Source organism: Gilliamella sp. G0441, from assembly GCF_050589305.1.
GTDB lineage: Bacteria > Pseudomonadota > Gammaproteobacteria > Enterobacterales > Orbaceae > Gilliamella.
This window is the reverse complement of record NZ_JBNRJF010000010.1, coordinates 32,999-52,077: the sequence shown is the minus strand read 5'-3', so window position 1 is coordinate 52,077 and position 19,079 is coordinate 32,999. Positions and strand designations below refer to the sequence as shown.

General features: G+C 36.6%; 16 protein-coding genes. 4 read left to right on the top strand and 12 right to left on the bottom strand.

Annotated elements, in window-relative coordinates; genetic code table 11:
- Positions 1–34 precede the first annotated feature (34 nt).
- From fruA to glnA, 11 genes are all read right to left on the bottom strand, one after another.
- Entirely contained in the window at positions 35–1,732 is a 1,698-nt protein-coding gene (gene fruA, locus ACKJXD_RS09180) for a PTS fructose transporter subunit IIBC (RefSeq protein WP_267360719.1), read from the bottom strand.
- Between the two features lie 8 nt (positions 1,733–1,740).
- A complete protein-coding gene (gene fruK, locus ACKJXD_RS09175) occupies positions 1,741–2,676 on the bottom strand; it encodes a 1-phosphofructokinase (RefSeq protein ID WP_267360721.1) in 936 nt (311 codons plus the stop codon).
- Entirely contained in the window at positions 2,676–3,878 is a 1,203-nt protein-coding gene (fruB, locus tag ACKJXD_RS09170; RefSeq protein WP_430876120.1) for a fused PTS fructose transporter subunit IIA/HPr protein, read from the bottom strand. Before fruB ends, fruK begins: the two co-directional genes overlap by 1 nt.
- Positions 3,879–4,281: 403 nt before the next feature.
- On the bottom strand, positions 4,282–5,295 hold the full coding sequence (gene cra, locus ACKJXD_RS09165) for a catabolite repressor/activator (protein WP_430876138.1): 1,014 nt from the start codon (positions 5,293–5,295) through the stop codon (positions 4,282–4,284).
- Between the two features lie 127 nt (positions 5,296–5,422).
- Positions 5,423–6,178 (bottom strand): ABC transporter ATP-binding protein, encoded by a 756-nt coding sequence (locus tag ACKJXD_RS09160; protein WP_430876119.1) that lies wholly within the window; start codon positions 6,176–6,178, stop codon positions 5,423–5,425.
- Entirely contained in the window at positions 6,175–7,146 is a 972-nt protein-coding gene (locus ACKJXD_RS09155) for an iron chelate uptake ABC transporter family permease subunit (protein WP_411605317.1), read from the bottom strand. Before ACKJXD_RS09155 ends, ACKJXD_RS09160 begins: the two co-directional genes overlap by 4 nt.
- A complete protein-coding gene (locus ACKJXD_RS09150; RefSeq protein WP_220215855.1) occupies positions 7,136–8,095 on the bottom strand; it encodes an ABC transporter permease in 960 nt (319 codons plus the stop codon). Before ACKJXD_RS09150 ends, ACKJXD_RS09155 begins: the two co-directional genes overlap by 11 nt.
- A gap of 6 nt (positions 8,096–8,101) precedes the next feature.
- Positions 8,102–9,076 (bottom strand): siderophore ABC transporter substrate-binding protein, encoded by a 975-nt coding sequence (locus tag ACKJXD_RS09145; RefSeq protein ID WP_430876118.1) that lies wholly within the window; start codon positions 9,074–9,076, stop codon positions 8,102–8,104.
- Positions 9,077–9,256: 180 nt separating this feature from the next.
- A complete protein-coding gene (gene glnG, locus ACKJXD_RS09140; RefSeq protein ID WP_411605323.1) occupies positions 9,257–10,723 on the bottom strand; it encodes a nitrogen regulation protein NR(I) in 1,467 nt (488 codons plus the stop codon).
- Between the two features lie 11 nt (positions 10,724–10,734).
- Positions 10,735–11,784: a nitrogen regulation protein NR(II) gene (gene glnL / locus ACKJXD_RS09135; RefSeq protein ID WP_430876117.1), complete on the bottom strand. Its 1,050-nt coding sequence runs from the start codon at positions 11,782–11,784 to the stop codon at positions 10,735–10,737.
- A 71-nt stretch (positions 11,785–11,855) separates the two neighbouring features.
- The gene (gene glnA / locus ACKJXD_RS09130; RefSeq protein WP_267360734.1) at positions 11,856–13,265 is read right to left on the bottom strand and encodes a glutamate--ammonia ligase; all 1,410 of its coding nucleotides are present in this window, start codon (positions 13,263–13,265) and stop codon (positions 11,856–11,858) included.
- 392 nt (positions 13,266–13,657) lie between these two features.
- On the opposite strand from glnA, the gene ACKJXD_RS09125 reads away from it, so the two are divergent.
- The 3 genes from ACKJXD_RS09125 to gpsA are packed head-to-tail and all read left to right on the top strand — an operon-like array spanning position 13,658 to position 15,662.
- Positions 13,658–14,098, top strand: a complete 441-nt coding sequence (locus ACKJXD_RS09125) for a rhodanese-like domain-containing protein (protein ID WP_065559726.1) — start codon at positions 13,658–13,660, stop codon at positions 14,096–14,098.
- 25 nt (positions 14,099–14,123) lie between these two features.
- Positions 14,124–14,606: a protein-export chaperone SecB gene (secB, locus tag ACKJXD_RS09120; RefSeq protein ID WP_220215860.1), complete on the top strand. Its 483-nt coding sequence runs from the start codon at positions 14,124–14,126 to the stop codon at positions 14,604–14,606.
- A 39-nt stretch (positions 14,607–14,645) separates the two neighbouring features.
- On the top strand, positions 14,646–15,662 hold the full coding sequence (gene gpsA, locus ACKJXD_RS09115) for an NAD(P)H-dependent glycerol-3-phosphate dehydrogenase (RefSeq protein ID WP_370632180.1): 1,017 nt from the start codon (positions 14,646–14,648) through the stop codon (positions 15,660–15,662).
- An 86-nt stretch (positions 15,663–15,748) separates the two neighbouring features.
- Here gpsA and ACKJXD_RS09110 read toward each other — a convergent pair whose 3' ends face one another.
- Entirely contained in the window at positions 15,749–16,723 is a 975-nt protein-coding gene (locus ACKJXD_RS09110) for an ornithine cyclodeaminase family protein (protein ID WP_430876116.1), read from the bottom strand.
- Between the two features lie 200 nt (positions 16,724–16,923).
- Here ACKJXD_RS09110 and aas point away from each other — a divergent pair, with 200 nt between their 5' ends.
- Positions 16,924–19,065, top strand: coding sequence for a bifunctional acyl-ACP--phospholipid O-acyltransferase/long-chain-fatty-acid--ACP ligase (aas, locus tag ACKJXD_RS09105; protein WP_430876115.1), 2,142 nt, complete (start codon positions 16,924–16,926; stop codon positions 19,063–19,065).
- Positions 19,066–19,079 lie beyond the last annotated feature (14 nt).

The window sequence follows — 19,079 nt, the reverse complement described above, 5'->3', positions numbered from 1 at the left end:
CGCCATCATCAGATGGCGTTTTAATTTATGCTTATTAAGCTGTCGTCGCTACAGCTTCTTTTTCTGGCGCTTTAATAGCTGCATAAGCAAGCCCTGCAATAACCGATCCAACAACAATGGATAACAGATAACCACCCACAGGTTTAACGACACCTGGAATTGCTAGAGCAAATAATCCACCATGTGGGGTCATTAATGTTGAACCAAATGCTAATGCCATACCACCAGTAATTGCGCCACCTAGAATACAACATGGAATAACACGTAACGGATCACGCGCAGCGAAAGGAATTGCCCCTTCAGAGATAAAGCATAAGCCTAATACTAATGACGCCTTACCACTTTCTTGCTCAGCTTTAGCAAACTTTTTGCGAGCGATTAGCGTTGCAATACCCATTGCCAATGGAGGTACCATACCACCAGCCATCACAGCAGCCATTGGTGCATAAACATGCGCAGAAATTAATCCCGTACCAAAAGCATAAGCAACTTTATTAATTGGTCCGCCCATATCTGTACACATCATACCGCCTAACACTGCACCTAAAATAACAGCATTAGCCGTGCCCATTGAATTTAACCAGTCTGTTACCTCACCCATTAACCAAGCAATAGGTGTACCAACAATAAACTGCATGACAAGCCCTGTCGCTAATGTTGCCAATAGTGGCACAATTAAAATGGGTTTTAAGGCTTCCATACTTTTTGGTAGGGGAAGGTATTTAGCGATTAATAATGCAAAATATCCAGCAAAGTAACCAATGATAATACCACCTAAAAATCCTGCACCTGTTGAGACCGCAAGCAATCCTCCGACCAGACCAGGCGCAAGTCCAGGTCTATCCGCAATTGAATAAGCGATATAGCCAGCCAGTAATGGCACCATAAGCGAAAATGCCAAGCCTCCAATTTGCGCTAAATGTGGTTCGCCAACTAATTTTTGTACACCGTCAATGTTTTCAAATGAACCCAAAGCAAAAGAAAGTGCGATGATCAATCCACCGGCAACCACCATTGGTAACATATAAGAAACACCGGTTAGAAGATGTTTATAAAAACTTTTCTTCTCATTGCTTGATTTAGCCGATGCTGAAGTTGATGAAGGTTGATAAACCGTTGCTTCTTCGAACGCTTTATCAAACTCTTGCGCAGTCTTTTTGAGCGCTGGGCCAGTTTTTGTTCGATATAATTTTTTACCCGCAAATTTACTTAAATCTACATCGATATCACAAGCTGCAATAACAATGTCTGCTGAGGCGACTTCTTCTGGTGTGAGTTCGTTACCAACCCCAACTGACCCTCGCGTTTCAACTTTACACCACCAACCACGTTTTTTGGCTTCTTCTTCAATCGCTTCGGCAGCCATAAAAGTATGTGCCACTCCAGTTGGACACGCTGTTACTGCAACAATACGTTTTACAGCCGTATTAGTGGTAGGAGCTGAAACACGTTGAGCTGATTGTTCAAAAACAACCGCTTTACTTTGTGCTTCTGTTAGAATTTGTTTTGGGTTGGCAAATAACGCATTAATATCTTCTACCACATAAACTTTTTTACCGATAACGGATTTATCACTAATTTCACCAGTCCCGATAGCAATAATCACATCAGTAGAATCTGAATTATCGGTTACGTTAAAATTCAACGAATTGGCAGCCAATGCGAGTTCCGCTCTGGCTAAACGTCCATTTACAGGACCTGTATTACTACCTTCAACAATATAAATATTCATGCTAACTCCTAACCAGCATTTATTTCAATTTTGCCTAGCATATCAGTTACAGCTTGGCGATCCGAAATCCCCACACCCGCTTGTCCAACAGACAAAGCAGCAACACTTGATGCAAATACCAGGGTATCTTTAATCGATTGATTTGTTATTAATCCATACATGATTCCAGCAACCATTGAGTCACCAGCACCGACCGTACTCACTACTTGACATTTTGGTGGTTTAGCCAACCATGCTTCATGTTGAGTCACCCACAAAGCGCCTTTACTTCCTAGTGAAATCACAACATTTTCAACGCCACCTTTTACTAATTCCATCGCAGCTGTTTTAATTTCATCTAGTGTCGTTAATTTACGTCCGACCCACATTTCAAGTTCTTTATCATTTGGTTTGATTAACCATGGCTTAGCTTTCAATCCAGCGACTAACGCATCTCGGCTACTGTCAAACACCACTTTTGGGCAGATCTGTTTAACTTGTTCCATCCATTGTGTAAATTTATCGAGTGATACGCCGGCAGGTAAACTGCCACTTATTGCGACCATATCAATATCTTTTAACCATTCAAGAGAACTTGTCACAAAACGTTGCCAATCATGCTCCGTAATTGTAAAGCCTGAAAAATTTAGATCCGTCACTTCGCTATTTTCTTCAGTCAATTTGACATTAATACGTGTACGGCCTTCTACAGTTTGGAATTTGTCGACTACATTTAATGAATTAAATAATAGATTAAAACCATCTCGGTTTTCTTGACCTAAAAAACCACCAACAGTTAATTTTATATCTAGATCAGACAATACTTTAGCAACATTAATCCCTTTGCCTGCGGCAAGTAAAGCATTTGTTTGAACTAAATTCACATCACCCAACTCGACTTTTGGACAAAATCCTAATAAATCATAAGCAGGATTTAAGGTGATTGTTGCAACACGATAATTCATTATTCTGTTCCCTCACCAAGTCCGCTTTCAATTGCTTTACCGATAGCATCAAGTGCTTGCTCAGCATCATCACCGACCGCAGTAAATTGCAAACGGCTGCCTTTTTTGGCTCCAAGTGCAACGATTTTCATTAAGCTGGTAGCACTTACTGGCTCCCCTTTTCCATCAAGATTCGCAACAGTTACTTTGCTATTAAACTCTTTAACCAATTTAACTAATACTGAAGATGGACGAGTATGTAAACCATTTTCGTTAGGCACGATAAATTCACGAGTTAAAGCTTGGCTTGAATCCGATGCTAATGGCGCTGATGAGTTAGCTTGTTCAGTTTGAGAATTATCGATAGTTGAAGGTAGGTCATCTGTCATCAGTAAATTGATTAATCTATCCGTGCTTGCCGATAACATTAAATCTAATTTTTCATAAAATGCTAAACGCGCAATACGATCAATAACCTCAGACATTGAATTATCAACAACCGACATCGTGATAAGCAATTTTACCGGTTTATTTTCTTCATTTACGTTGCTTATTGTACGACTAATCACAACCGCATTTTTTAAATTACCTTCTTTGCTATCGTTCAACCAAACCCCACTACCTAGATAAGTTGGTTTATTATCCAGCACATGAGTAATAAAAGCCGTATTTACAGCATTTTGTTGTTTTAAACGTGATGCATTTAACGCTTGTAGAGTGGCTAAACTATCAGTATTGATATCCAATAAAAGTGATGATTCATTCATTGAAAATTGGCTATCTTCTTGTTCTGTTTTTCCGGTTAAAATAGCAAGCGCTTCATCCGCTGTTTTAATGTTTTTGATTCGTTCCTCAACACCATCAGCACCTAAAACATGTGTCAATTGACGAAGCAACTCTAAATGCTCGTCAGAACTAGCGGCAATACCAATAGCAACATAAGCTTTTTCACCATCATCACCCCATTCAACACCTTCCGGAAAACAAAAAACTTGAACCCCCGTCTTTTTAACTAAATGACGAGTGGTGGTAGTGCCATGTGGAATAGCAAGACCAATACCCAGATAAGTGGCAGCTTGTGCTTCACGTTCAAGCATTCCATTTACATATCCTTCTTCGACAAAACCGGCACTAGTTAATGCTGCCGCTACTTTTTTTATCGCTTCTGTTTTATTAGCAGCGTGTTCATTTAAATGTATATCTTCTTTAACTAAATGAAACATAGAATAAATACCTCTGGGTTATAAATATTGGGTCGACTAAAATGACTCATCTCTAAATCCATTTAATAATTTTTATTGAATCGTTTCAGCCATGATGAATAAATTAACGTTAATTATCCAATAAATTATGTCTATCAATAACAAATATGTGATCCAGATCTAATTTTTTGATTCTGATTAATCTTTTCAATACAAAATACAGATTATAGACATTTTTTTGTTATATCGTTGAATAGTTTTTCTCTTTATAGACTTTAATAATATGGCTATATCTGAGCATACTTTATCTTTTATTTTAATAAAAAATTAGGAAGAATCGCAACGCACATCAATATTTTCTAATATTAAGAGTAATAACAAAATCATATTTCAAAAAATGTTTACTTCGATGAACGTCCCTTAATCATTTACATAAACGGCTAAGATTACCACGATAGATCAATTTTCTAGGAATTACAGTGGTACCCGATTGATATTCTTGTTGATGTAGATAATTAAGGAGTAGTTTAATCGTCACTTCTACAATTTCTTTATGATCTTGAGAAAGTGAAATCATTTTACAAGGCAGAAAATCAAGTAATTCATTATCCCCAAACGTTGCAATAGTTAATGTTTCAGGTAAATGACCAAATTTTCTTGAAATAGCATCGATAGTACCTTGAAGAAGAGAGAATGAAGTTGTAAAAATACCATTTGGTAATTCATGATCGTTTAACCATTTACTAAAAGCAATATCAGCATCTTGACGACTATAATTATTAGCATATAAAAATTCGACACTATCGCAATCGTTTAATGTTACAGCTTTAAAACCTTCAAGACGATGTTGGCTTACGGATAAATTTGGTAATGCCCCTATATATACAGCTTTACCTTGCACAAAATGATTAAATGTTTGAGCTAATGTTTGGGCATCATCTTTATCCGCACCAACTATATTTCGAAACTTTTTGGTAGATAACGTTCTATCTAAAGCAAATAATGGAATTTTAGAATTTTGCCAATTGTCATAAAACGCATAGTCAGAATCAGAAACAAAAGAGGATGAGAGAATTATGGCATCAACCCTTCTACGTTTTAAATGTGCAACGCATTCTTTTTCAATTTCAGGATTATCATCAGAACAAGATAACAATAATTGATAGCCCTCTTTCCTGACTAATTGTTCTAAATAACTAGCAATTCGTGTATAACTACTATTTTCTAAATCTGGAATGATGATTCCTATCGAACGCGTTTTACCTTCACGGAGTCCTGCAGCAACTGCATTAGGATAATAATTATGCTTTTTTACAATTGCCATAACCTTGGCGATAGTTTTGTCACTAACACGATATTCCTTCGCTTTTCCATTAATCACATAACTTGCTGTAGTCTTTGATACACCTGCTAAAAAGGCTATTTCCTCTAACTTCATCACTATTGTCTCGACAAAAAGAAGCCATTTTTTTAACATGAAATAGAGGAATTAGCAAACAATAATTTTCTTTAACTCATTTATTATTAGTAATATTTTGTGGCAATTTAAAATTCACCAATCAACATTAATAATATACAGCGATATGTTGTCCTTGGATGGTTTCAATGCTAACCGGCGTATCAAAAATATCTTCTAAAATAGCTGAATTCATAATCTGTGTTGGAGTTCCTTGATAGATCAGTTCCCCATTTTTCATCGCTAAAATATAGTCCGAATAGACTGATGCAAAATTGATATCGTGAATAACAATGACAATGGTTTTACCAAGTTCATTCGCAGCACGTCGTAACTGTTTCATCATCGAAACTGCATGCTTCATGTCCAAATTATTTAACGGTTCATCAAGTAACACATATTCAGTATCTTGACAAAGCACCATCGCAACATATGCTCGTTGTCGCTGTCCGCCAGATAACTCATCTAAAAAACGATCTTTAAACTCAGTTAAATTTAAAAAATCCAATGCTCGATGAATATGCTGATAATCATCGGAATTTAAACGCCCTTTTGTATGAGGATAACGCCCGAATCCGACCAGTTCAAATACGGTAAGCCTACTGGTAAAGCGATTTTCTTGTCTTAATACCGAGAGATGAGTAGCTAATTTATCACTCGGCGTTTTAAACACATCCATGTCTTGAATTTTAACGTTTCCTTCATCAGCGTTCAAAAGTCGACTTATAATCGAAAGTAAAGTTGATTTTCCAGCGCCATTAGGCCCAATGATTGCCGTTATTCCCCCTTGTGGAATCGTGGCGGTAACATTTTTTAAAACCGAAAGGGTTTGATATTTTTTATTAATATTATCAATTTGTATCACATCGGTACCTTTTTCAATAATAAGAAGATAAACAGACTACCACCAATAAACTCTATGACGACCGTAATGGCACCAACCATATTCAAAACATGCTCTAAAAACATTTGACCACCCACCAGAAAAATCACACCAAGTAAAAAGGCCGTGGGAAGTAAAAATCGATGTTGGCTTGAGCGACTTATGCTATAAGCTAAATTTGCTATCAGTAAACCAAAAAAGGTAAACGGCCCCACCAATGCGGTTGAAATTGCAACTAATATCGAGACTAAAAGTAAAATAATTGTCACGCTTTGATGATAATTAACGCCCAGATTAATAGCGTTATCACGTCCTAAAGCCAAAACATCAAATTGAAAACGCATTCTCCATAAAAATAGTCCGATACATATTGCAATAATGAATGAAAAAATAATTAAGATGGGATCAGCCCGAGTGAACGTAGCAAAAATTCGACTTTGCAAAACAGCAAATTCAGTTGGTGTCATTAACCGTTGTAATAAGTTTGCAAAACTGCGGAAAAGTGTGCCCAGAATAATCCCAATTAATAATACTAAATGAAGATTTTGCTTAAATTTTGTGAATAAACCTTTATATAACAATAGAGAAAATAAGATCAGTAAAAGCGATTCAACGATAAATTTGCCCATAATACCGATGTAAGGAATACCTTGCACATCGATAAAGAAAATGACAATTGTTTGAATTAAGACAAATAAAGATTCAAACCCCATTATCGACGGCGTTAATATGCGATTATGGGTCACGGTTTGAAAAAGGAGTGTGGATGTTGCAGCCGAAAAAGCAACTAATATCATCGTCAACACTATCCACATACGATGAGTCAAAATATACCTAATATTCCCTTTTAGATTAAAGGTCATAAAAAAGATGATACAAATAAGCGCTATACTCAATAATAGCCAAACTCTTTTTTGACTGGAAAGATAGTGTTTTGAACTAACTAGCATGTTTTTTTCGACTTAATAATATTAAAAAGATTACGGCACCGACAATACCAAGAATTACACTGACAGGGATTTCAAATGGATAGCGAATTAAACGTCCAATAATATCGCAAATTAATACCAATCCCCCACCAAATAAACAGACCCAAGGAATGGTTTTACGCACATTATCACCGAATAACAAGCTGACAATGTTGGGGACGATTAATCCTAAAAACGGTAATACACCAACCACCACAACAACAATACCGCCAATCAATGCTATGACAATTAGTCCAATTATCATGACTCGACGATAATTAAGTCCCACATTAACCGAAAAATCTCGACCTAACCCCACGACTGTAAACTGATCTGCACTCCAGCATGCTACCAATGTCAAACCACAAACTAGCCACAATAGTTCATAACGACCTTGTAAAATCCCAGAAAAATCACCTGATTGCCATCCATAAAGCGATTGCAATAGATCATAATACATGGCAAAAAATGTGGTTACAGCACTGATTATCGCGCCTAGCATAATCCCAATAAGTGGAACCATTAGTGCTGATTTGAGAACAATTTTATGGGATATTATCATAAAAAGAATCGTACCCATCATCGCAAATAAACTTGCAACCACCATTTTGATCATGACACTTTGTTCGGGCGCGAATACCATCATGATGAGTAAACCAAGACTGGCTGATTGGGTGGTGCCAACAAGGGTAGGCTCCACAAAGCGGTTTTGTGTTAATAACTGCATCACTAAGCCAGCGACACTCATTGCACTACCGGCTAACAATAACGCTAACGTTCTTGGCAAACGACTGACAAAAAAGATCTGCTGCATATTTGTATTGGTGAAAAGTTCATGTAAATTGACATGCCCTGCACCAATAAACAAACTTATTGCAGTCAAAATTAATAAAATAATGATGCCTGCAATAAAATATAACGACAACTTCATGTTTTTTTATTGATTAGTCGATGATTCTTGTAGTGCTTCTGCTATTTGATCCATTAAACGACTATACGTTTGAATCCCGCCTGCGATATACATCGATGTTGAATCAAGATAAACAATATGATTGTGCTGCCATGCTGCCGTTTTTTGAATTAATTCATTATTTAATACTTGTTGTGCTGATTGGGCTTCTTTATTACCAATGGCATTATCTCTATCTAACACAAATATCCATTCGGGATTAGTACTTAAAATGAATTCAGAAGTAACACTATTCCCATGACGACCGGCTTCTTGGAAAGTGGTTGCTGGCTGGAAACCTAACACATCAAAAACAAATCCAAAACGTGATTTAGGGCCATATGCAGACATTTTCCCACCGTTAATCATAATCACTAATGCTGAACCGGCTGTACTGGTTTTCGATTTTAGTTGGTCAATTTTTTGATTAAAGTCTTCAATCAATTTAGATGCTTCTTTCTCTTTTTCAAAAATCCAACCTAATTGACGAGTTCGCTCAGTTAAACTCGCTAAGAAGTTATTGGAATCAATATCTAAGGAGATTGTTTCTGCTAATTTTTCCAACTTTGGATAGGCATCTGTTGCTCGTCCACCTGCTATAATTAAGTCAGGATTGATAGAGCTAAGTACTTCGTAATTTGGCTCAAACAAAGTCCCAATGTTAGTATAGGACTTATCACTATATTTAGATAAGAAATCAGGTAAATGGACATTTGATTGTGGTACAGCTGAGACTGGAATATTCAATGCATCAATAATATCAAGAGTTGCAATGTTAAAAACAGCTACTTTTTTGGGAACATACCCAAAAAGTGCTTCGCCTTGAGCGTGTTTAATTACCAGAGCATCTTTCTTAATATCAGAATAATCTGGTTTTTGGTTATTCTTATTATTATCACACCCAACAACTAACAGCAATACAGCAAACAGTACGGTAAATTTAACTCTGATAAATGAATACATTTGAACTCCTGATTATTGTTTAGATAGAAACATTACAAATGATAAATAATTCTCATTTTCACTAAATTGTATCTAAAAACAACTCAGTGTTCAATAAACTTTAAAGAATATCTAAAGTCAGTGTTAAATGATTAGAAAACGTTTCTTTACATAGCGTTATGTCAAAATTTTATAGATTAATTAGCCAATATCACTGTCATTTTTATTTGAAAACTCTTTTAACTTTCTGGTTAAAGTATTACGCCCCCACCCTAATAAATTTGCTGCTTCTTGTTTATGTCCTCGGGTAAAATTAAGTGCGCAATTTAATAAAATACGCTCTACTTCTGTCACTGCCTCAGTTAAAATGCTCGATTTTCCTGCGACAAGCGATTGTTTAGCCCATTGTTCCAGTAAAAATTGCCAATCCATTGCAACTTGAGAGTCGTTTAATGTCAAACTTATATCATTACGACCAACCGAAATTTTAGGCATCGGAAATTGTAATAGCTCTGGTGGTAGATCTTGCACTAAAATTTCTTTACTAGAAGACATGACTGTCACCCAACGACAGGTATTTTCAAGCTGTCTTACATTGCCCGGCCAATTAAATTTACATAGAACACTCATCGCTTCGGGACTAAAAACTTTACTTTCAACGCCTAACTCTTTAGCCGTGGTATATAAAAAATGCTCTGCAAGTTTCGGAATATCTTGAGCACGATCACGTAAAGGAGGCAATAAAATACGGATTACATTTAAGCGATGAAACAAATCATCCCGAAATTTGCCTTCGCGCACTCTTGCTTCTAAATCTTGATGCGTTGCGGCAATAATTCTGACATCAACTTTTACGGGGGAATAACCACCAATACGATAAAATTGTCCATCGGCAAGGACTCGAAGTAACCGTGTTTGAACATCAAGAGGCATATCACCGATTTCATCTAAAAATAAGGTTCCACCATTAGCCTGTTCAAATCGTCCGTGCCTGATTTGTGCAGCCCCAGTAAACGCTCCTTTTTCGTGTCCAAAAAGTTCAGATTCAATCAGATCTTTGGGAATCGCTGCCATATTAAGTGCGATAAAAGGTGAATGAGATCGAGGGCTATGAGTATGCAACGCTTTTGCGACTAACTCTTTACCTGTACCTGATTCACCATTAATCAGCACACTAATAGAAGATTTTGATAAGCGTCCAATAATCCGAAATACCTCTTGCATTGACGGTGCTTCACCTATTATGCCTGTTGATGCTTTTGCCGTAACATGAGTACGTTGATAATTTGGTACTTGTAAATGTTGAGACTGTGCAATAGCACGTTCAACAAGTTGGATCATTTCATCCACATCAAAGGGTTTGGGAATATAATCAAAAGCGCCTTTTTGGTAAGCATTGACAGCAGCATCTAGATCAGAATGCGCTGTCATAATAATGACAGGCAAATGGGGGAATTGTGCTTTGATATAATTAAGTAATGATAGACCATCGATGCCAGGCATTTTAATATCAGAAATTAGTACAGCTGGTTTGGGTAGTTGATTAGTCAAAGCTTCGATCACATCTTGACCGTTTGCAAAACTAATACAATTAAAATGCGCATTGGTAAGTGCTTTTTCTAATACCCAACGAATTGAACTATCATCATCAACAACCCAAACATTCATTTTAAATTACCTCATTGTTTGATTGGCAAATAGACAGAAAATTCAGTGTGTCCAGGCCAACTATTAAATTCAATTTTACCATGATGTTGATCAACAATATTATGTGCAATAGAAAGACCGATTCCTGTCCCACCTTCATAACCGCTTACCATAGGATAAAAAAGTGTATCTTGAATATGAACAGGTACCCCCGGTCCATTATCTTCAATATCAATACGTGCACATAGTCGATAACGTTGTCCATGCAATGTAATTTGAAAGGCAGTTCTCGTTCTGATTGTTATCGTACCTGTTTTCGTACCAATAGCCTGTAAAGCATTTCGCACAATATTTAAAATAACTTGTTCGATCTGCTCTGAATCATGGATAAATTCTGGCAAACTTGGATCATAATCCCGTAAAATAGTCACATTTAATGGTTTTTCGATGCATAATAACGCATAAGTTCGCTCAATCGCTTGATGAATATTTTGTACTTTTTGGTGCAAGCGTTGCTGTGGTCCCAATAACCTATCTACTAGATTTCTTAATCTATCTGCTTGTTCAATAATAATCTGCGTATAATCTTGCAACTCATTTTTTGGTAATTCTCGTGATAATAATTGTGCGGCACCTCGAAGCCCACCTAATGGGTTTTTAATTTCATGTGCTAGCCCTCGCACAAGTTCACGAGCAGCACTTTGTTGAGCTTGTTGTAACTGTTCTTGGCTTAACCGTTTATGTTTATTTAAAGGCGCCATTTCAATTAAGATCTGTTCATTACTTAAGGGTTGTGCCGTTAACGATAAGATATGCAATTCATTATTCACCACCAAATTCACTTCAGTATCCGTAAAACCTTGATTTTTGGATAATGAACTTTGCATTAACTCGAAATCTAAAGAATGGTAACTCAATAAATCAGGAAGATAACTATCTAATAACTTTTTGGGACTTTGTGCTAATAGCTGTTGGGCAGCGGTATTGGCGTAAACAATATTGAGATTTTTATCAAGTAATAAAATACTTGTAATCATCGAGTTGAGAACAAGATCAGCATCAGATTCACTATCAAATGTCATCGTCGGTATTCCGTCCTCATTAAAATCCACCGCTTTACACGGTGGATTAACTGTTTAAATTTTAGATAAATTTATAAACTATAGTAAAGTTCAAATTCAACTGGATGTGGTGTCATACGTACACGATCAACATCTTGACGTTTTAAATCAATATACGCATCAATCGTATCATTAGTGAAGACATTACCACGCGTTAAAAAGTCACGATCAGCATCTAATGCATTAAGCGCTTCTTCAAGTGAACCCGCCACTTGTGGAATTAATTTAGATTCTTCCGGTGGTAAATCATATAAGTTTTTATCCATTGCATCGCCAGGATGAATTTTGTTAATAATACCATCTAAACCAGCCATTAACTGCGCAGCAAATGATAAATATGGATTACCTGCTGGATCAGGGAAACGAACTTCAATACGGCGTGCTTTCGGGCTAGTCACAACCGGAATACGAATTGAAGCAGAACGGTTACGAGCAGAATACGCAAGCATAACAGGCGCTTCATAACCTGGTACTAAACGTTTATATGAGTTTGTTGCAGGGTTAGTAAATGCATTGATAGCTTTAGCATGTTTAATAATACCGCCGATATAGAATAATGCCATTTCAGAAAGCCCAGCATATTTATCACCGGCAAATAAGTTAACTCCATCTTTAGCTAAAGATTGGTGGCAGTGCATGCCTGAACCATTATCGCCAAACATCGGTTTCGGCATAAATGTCGCTGTTTTACCATAAATATGCGCTACATTTTGCACAACATATTTATAAATTTGAACTTCATCCGCTTTTTTAGTTAATGTATTGAAACGACAAGCAATTTCATTTTGTCCTGCAGTTGCCACTTCATGGTGATGAGCTTCAACCACTAAACCAAGTTGTTCCATAATTAAACACATCTCTGAGCGGATATCTTGCGATGAATCAACCGGAGGAAGTGGGAAGTAACCGCCTTTTACGCCTGGGCGATGACCTTTGTTACCTTCTTCATATTTTGTGCCTGAATTCCAAGCGGCTTCAATATCATCAATATGAACAAAACTACCTGACATCGGTGAACCAAAACGAACATCATCAAATAAAAAGAATTCGGGTTCTGGTCCAAAAATAACGGTATCAGCAATGCCTGAAGATTTTAAAAACTCCTCAGCACGTTTTGCGATTGAACGTGGATCACGATCATAACCTTGTAATGTTGCAGGTTCGAGTACATCACAACGGAGATTTAATGTTACATCTTCAAAAAATGGATCAATAACGGCACTTGAAGCATCAGGCATTAATACCATATCCGATTCATTAATCCCTTTCCAACCAGCAATTGAAGAACCGTCAAACATTTTACCGTCTTCAAAAAAGTCAGCATCAATTTGACTAACGGGTATCGTAACGTGTTGCTCTTTACCTTTGGTATCAGTAAAACGCAAATCGACAAATTTAACATCATTTTCTTTAATTAGTGTTAATACTTTTTGTATAGACATGTATCTTCTCCGTTGAGGACAAATAATTGTTCAGTTCGTAAGGCATTCTTGCCAAGTTATTTTCTTTAATGCAAATATGATGCCAAGTTTTAAGTCACGTTATTCTAGTGAATTTACGGGTTAAATAGTAACACAAATAGCATTGATGCACCAAAATAATGCATAAAAACACTTAGAATGCACCAATAAAAGGCGTTGCACATTTATTTTGCTAAAAAGAAATCGTTCACGCATTCAATCATCCTTGTAATAATTAAAATCTCAATAAGAATCTTCTCAATTTAACGCTCGATAATTAGGGGAACACAAGATTTTCTTATAGGTACTGTATTTCAGTGCATAATATCGCTATAATCTCTTCTTATATTGAAAAACTAGGTAATTATAAAAGTATGGACTTTATTACACTCGAAATTATACCTTTTGTTAAAAATCATATTTTACTTTCTTTAGGTTGGATTGTACTTTTTATTGCAATCATTGTATTAACCATCAAAAGTAAGTTATCAAAAGTTAAAATCATTAATAATGCTCAAGCAATCAATCTGATTAATAAACAAAATGCTAAAATCATTGATCTGCGTTCAGCTGATAGTTTCAAAAAGGGGCATATTACCGATTCCCTGAATATACTCCCCATTGATATCAAAAATGCGAGTGCAAATTCTATTGAAAAACATAAAGAAAATTTTGTTATTTTAGTTGATGATAATGGTCTATCATCAGCCGGTATCGGTGAAGTACTTGTTAAACAAGGTTTCTTGAATGTTTTTGCATTAAAAGATGGCATTGCAGGATGGAATGGCGAAAATTTACCATTAGTTAGAAAATAAAACTATATTAAAATAAGGTTAGATCATGACAGAACAAAACAATACACAACAACCAGAAACACAATTTGCAATTCAACGTATTTATACAAAAGATGTTTCATTTGAAACCAATAATGTACCTGAAGTTTTTACCAAACAATTTCAACCAGCCATGAATGTTGAATTGAATACATCATCTCAATCCTTAAATGATGATGTTTATGAAGTCGCATTACGCATTACAGTAACAATGAAATCACAAGACGAAGTTGCCTATATTTGTGAAGTTACGCAAGCAGGTATTTTTTCACTTGTTGGATTCAATGACGCACAGTTACAACACTGTTTAGGTGCTTACTGTCCGAATATTTTATTCCCGTATGCACGAGAAACAATTTCTAACTTAGTCATTAAAGGTTCTTTCCCACCAGTTAATTTAGAACCGGTTAACTTTGACGTGTTATTTATGAACTATCTTCAACAGCAACAACAATCAGTTGAAGAAGAATCAACAGAAACATTACAATAATCATTGTGATTTAATCTAGAACGATAAATCTAACGGTTAATTATGGAAAAACATGCTGTTGTCACAGTAATCGGTGCAGGTTCTTACGGAACCTCTTTAGCTATTTTACTTGCACGTAATGGTCATCAAACATTATTGTGGGGACATAATTCACACAAAATGATGGCTTTACAGCATGACAGGCAAAATAAACAATTTTTGCCTGATATTCCTTTTCCTGAATTACTGCACATTGAAAGTGATCTGCAAACAGCTGTTTCAGCGTCACCAATCTTACTCATAGTGGTACCTAGCCATGCTTTTGGTACTATTTTAAAGCAAATAAAACCCTATTTACGCAAAGATAGTAAAATTGTTTGGGCAACCAAAGGACTTGAGGTCAATACCGGACGTTTATTGCAAGATGTCGCCAGAGAAATTTTAGGCAATCAAATCCCCCTAGCTGTCATTTCAGGCCCTACTTTTGCTAAAGAAGTTGCCTCAGGTTTGCCAACGGCGGTAACAGTTGCTTCAACGGATGATGATTTTTTAACTGAGTTACAAAATTTATTTCATTGTAGTAAAAGTTTTCGGGTCTATAGCAGTAAAGATTTTATTGGGGTGCAACTTGGCGGCGCCATTAAAAATGTGATTGCGATAGGAGCAGGATTGTCTGATGGGCTGGGTTTTGGTGCGAATGCAAGGACAGCGTTAATCACACGTGGACTGGCTGAAATGATGCGATTGGGCGAAGCGCTTGGTGCAGATCCTGCAACGTTTATGGGCATGGCTGGACTTGGTGATCTTGTATTAACCTGTACGGATAATCAATCACGAAATCGACGTTTCGGTATTTTGCTGGGACAAAATAAATCTATTCAAGAAGCACAAGATATTATCGCACAAGTTGTCGAAGGATTTAAAAATACTAAAGAAGTTTGGACACTTGCAAAACAATATCATGTGGATATGCCAATCACTGAACAAATTTATAAAGTACTATACGAGCATAAAGATCCTAAACAAGCGGCAATGACCTTACTCGGACGATCACAGAAAGAAGAACTAAAAAGTTAATTTTTAATACCGTTATATCATCACTTTGTATTAACGCTATTAAATAACGTTGTAATTAAAATGAGCTATTCTTTCTAATCTTTAGCTTATATATTTGTTCCAATACCCTTTTCTTTTGCTTTTAGATAAATATCATATCCAACATAAACATCGAGAACGGCTGTTCCCACCGTTTTAAATAATGTGATTTGCTCATCGTTTTGGCGACATTTTTGCGAATCAGTAACTAATTCACCCAACTCAAAAAAATCATTTTTTGATACACGTTTCTGGTTAATTGGATCAATAATATCCCCTGCTTCGGCAAAAACGCCCTCTTTAGTATCAAGTACACGAATGTCCGCTTTTTCAACAATATTACTTGGTATTTCATGCATTTCAGGGGTATATGCACCCACACCATTAATATGAGTACCAGGCTTAACGATATCACCATTAAATGTGACCACTTTAGATGTTGTCACTGAGGTGATAATATCTGCTTGACCAATGTCTTCATCAAAATTTTGCGAAAAATAGAGATTGGCTGAAAAATGTGAAAAGTGTTTTTTCATCGCTTCCGTAAATTGTTTCGCTTTTTGTTCATCGATATCGTAAATAGCTACATCAGTAAGATCCCGAACGGTTAACATGGCTTCTAATTGTGATACTGCCTGACCTCCTGTTCCAATTAATACTGCTCGTCGAGCATTTTTTCTTGCTAAAAGATCGGTTGCCGCACCTTGTACCGCCCCTGTACGAAGTTGAGTTACAAAAGTACCATCTAAAATGGCACAAACTTCCCCAGTTAAAGGATCTAACATCATCACTTGCGCTGGTACGGAGGGTTTACCCAATTTAGGATTATCCGGAAATACAGACACAATTTTAATGCCAACGATATCCTTACCTTTTATATGCGCGGGCATAAATAAACTTTGCCCTTTCTCCATATCAAAATTGATACGTAAAGGCACTTCACTATCTCCTTGGGTATAGATTTTTAAAGCTTGTTTATCTGCCTCAATGGCATCTTTCATACTATAAACATGTTGAATATCATTTGCGGATAAAATTAACATTTTCACTCCAGACCTTTTTTTATGATTTATTTTACGTTTTTTATAGGCATTGTCTAACTTTTAGATAACTAACCAAAGAAAATCATTAATCATGTTCAGATTATTCATAATAAATTCAAAATAAACAACATATCTTGTGTATTTCCTCTATTTTCACTATTATGACAAGGTGCAATTTTGCACGGAAATTGAGAATTAAGATGTTATTCAATATATTAAGGGTTATTTTAAAGTTTCTTTTTCATGTCAAAATTTATGGTAACCTAAAAAACTTAAAGCAAGAAAGATTGCTTATCACTCCTAACCATGTTTCCTTTCTTGATGGTCTTCTAATCGGTGTTTTCTTACCTGTTAGACCCGTGTTTGCCATTTATTCAGGTTATATTGATCACTGGTTAGTTCGTTTAGCAAAACGGTACGTGGATTTTGTGCCGATGGATCCGATTAATCCTATGGCGATTAAACGCTTAGTACGCGAAATTGAAAAAGGACGTCCGATAGTCATATTCCCTGAAGGAAGAATCACCGTAACAGGGTCATTAATGAAAATTTATGATGGAGCGGCTTTTGTAGCGGCTCGATCGAAAGCAACAATTGTACCAGTCTGGATTGAAGGAGCAGAGTTCACATTAACTAGCCGCCTAAAAGGACTGTTTAAACGTCGCTTATTTCCTAAAATAACGATTCATGTACTTGAACCGACCACAATTCCAATGCCAAATGTGCCTAAAGCAAAAGACAAACGCTATATAGCGGGTGAAAAATTGCATCAAATCATGATGAATGCTCGTTTGGCAAGCCGTCCTAAATTAACACTATTTGAAGCATTACTTGAAGCACAAGTTCGCTACGGGACAAAATCAAGAACAGTACAAGACCCGACAACGTCCGAATTATCTTATCGTAATTTACTTAAGCAAATTATTGGTGTAAGTTGCATTATCGAAAAAATTACCGAGAAAAAAGAACGAGTGGGTGTTTTACTCCCCAATGCCACAATCACCGTTGCGACTATTTTCGGTTTATTAGTGAAAAACCGAGTACCTGCCATGCTTAATTATACTGCTGGTACAAAGGGATTAACCTGTGCAATTACTGCCGCCGAAATTAAATCCATTGTCACGTCGCGTAAATTTATTCAAAAAGGTAAACTCGATTATCTCTTAGATGAGATCAAAGGCATTAAGTGGTATTTTCTGGAAGATTTACGTAGTAGTTTGACTTTAAAAGATAAGCTCTATGTGGCAGTGAATCAATATATTCCACGTTTTGTTGAATGTAATCAAACGAGTGATGATGAAGCACTTGTTCTTTTTACATCAGGCTCTGAGGGTAACCCTAAAGGGGTTGTGCATACGCATGGTAGTCTACTTGCTAATGTTGAACAAATTCGATCGGTCATTGATCCTACTCCAGCCGATCGATTTATGTCTGCGTTACCGTTGTTCCATGCTTTTGGTATCACAGCTGGTTTATTTTTACCGCTTTTTTCAGGTAGTCGTACATTTTTATATCCAAACCCATTACACTATCGAATGGTACCAGAAATTATTTATGACCAAAATTGTACCGTTCTATTTGGTACACCAACTTTTTTAGCTAACTATGCTCGCTATGCCCACCCATTTGATTTTATGCGTTTACGCTATGTGGTAGCTGGCGCTGAAAAATTATCAGAACCAGTACGAGAACTATGGAAAGATAAATATGGCATTCGTATTTTAGAAGGTTATGGCGTCACCGAATGTGCACCGGTCGTTGCCCTCAATGTACCTATGGCATTTAAAAATGGCACAGTTGGTCGTTTATTGCCGGGGATGACTTCACGGTTAATTCATATACCTGGCATTAGTGAGGGAGGAGAGTTACAAGTTAAAGGGCCAAACGTGATGAAAGGTTATTTGCGCGTTGAAAATCCAGGCACCCTTGAACCACCTGTCGCCATAGATGAAAACGGTGAAGCTGAACAAGGTTGGTACGATACTGGTGATATCGTTTCAATTGATGATGAAGGTTTTATCACCATTAAAGGACGACTAAAACGATTTGCCAAAATAGCAGGTGAAATGGTCTCTTTAGAGAGTGTAGAGGCACTCGCTAAAAAAGTGGATCCCGATGCAATGCATGGTGCAACAGTAAAAGCTGATGCAGCAAAAGGGGAAGCAGTTGTACTTTTCACAACTTCAACCAAGTTAGATCGTGAACAACTAAGTCAAACAGCACAAGAACTTGGTATTCCTGCTTTAGCCGTTCCTCGTGATATTCGTGTTGTTAAAGAACTTCCACTTCTTGGAACAGGAAAAATAGACTTTATCACACTTCGAAAAATGGCTGGCGAATAGCATAAGGATATCAC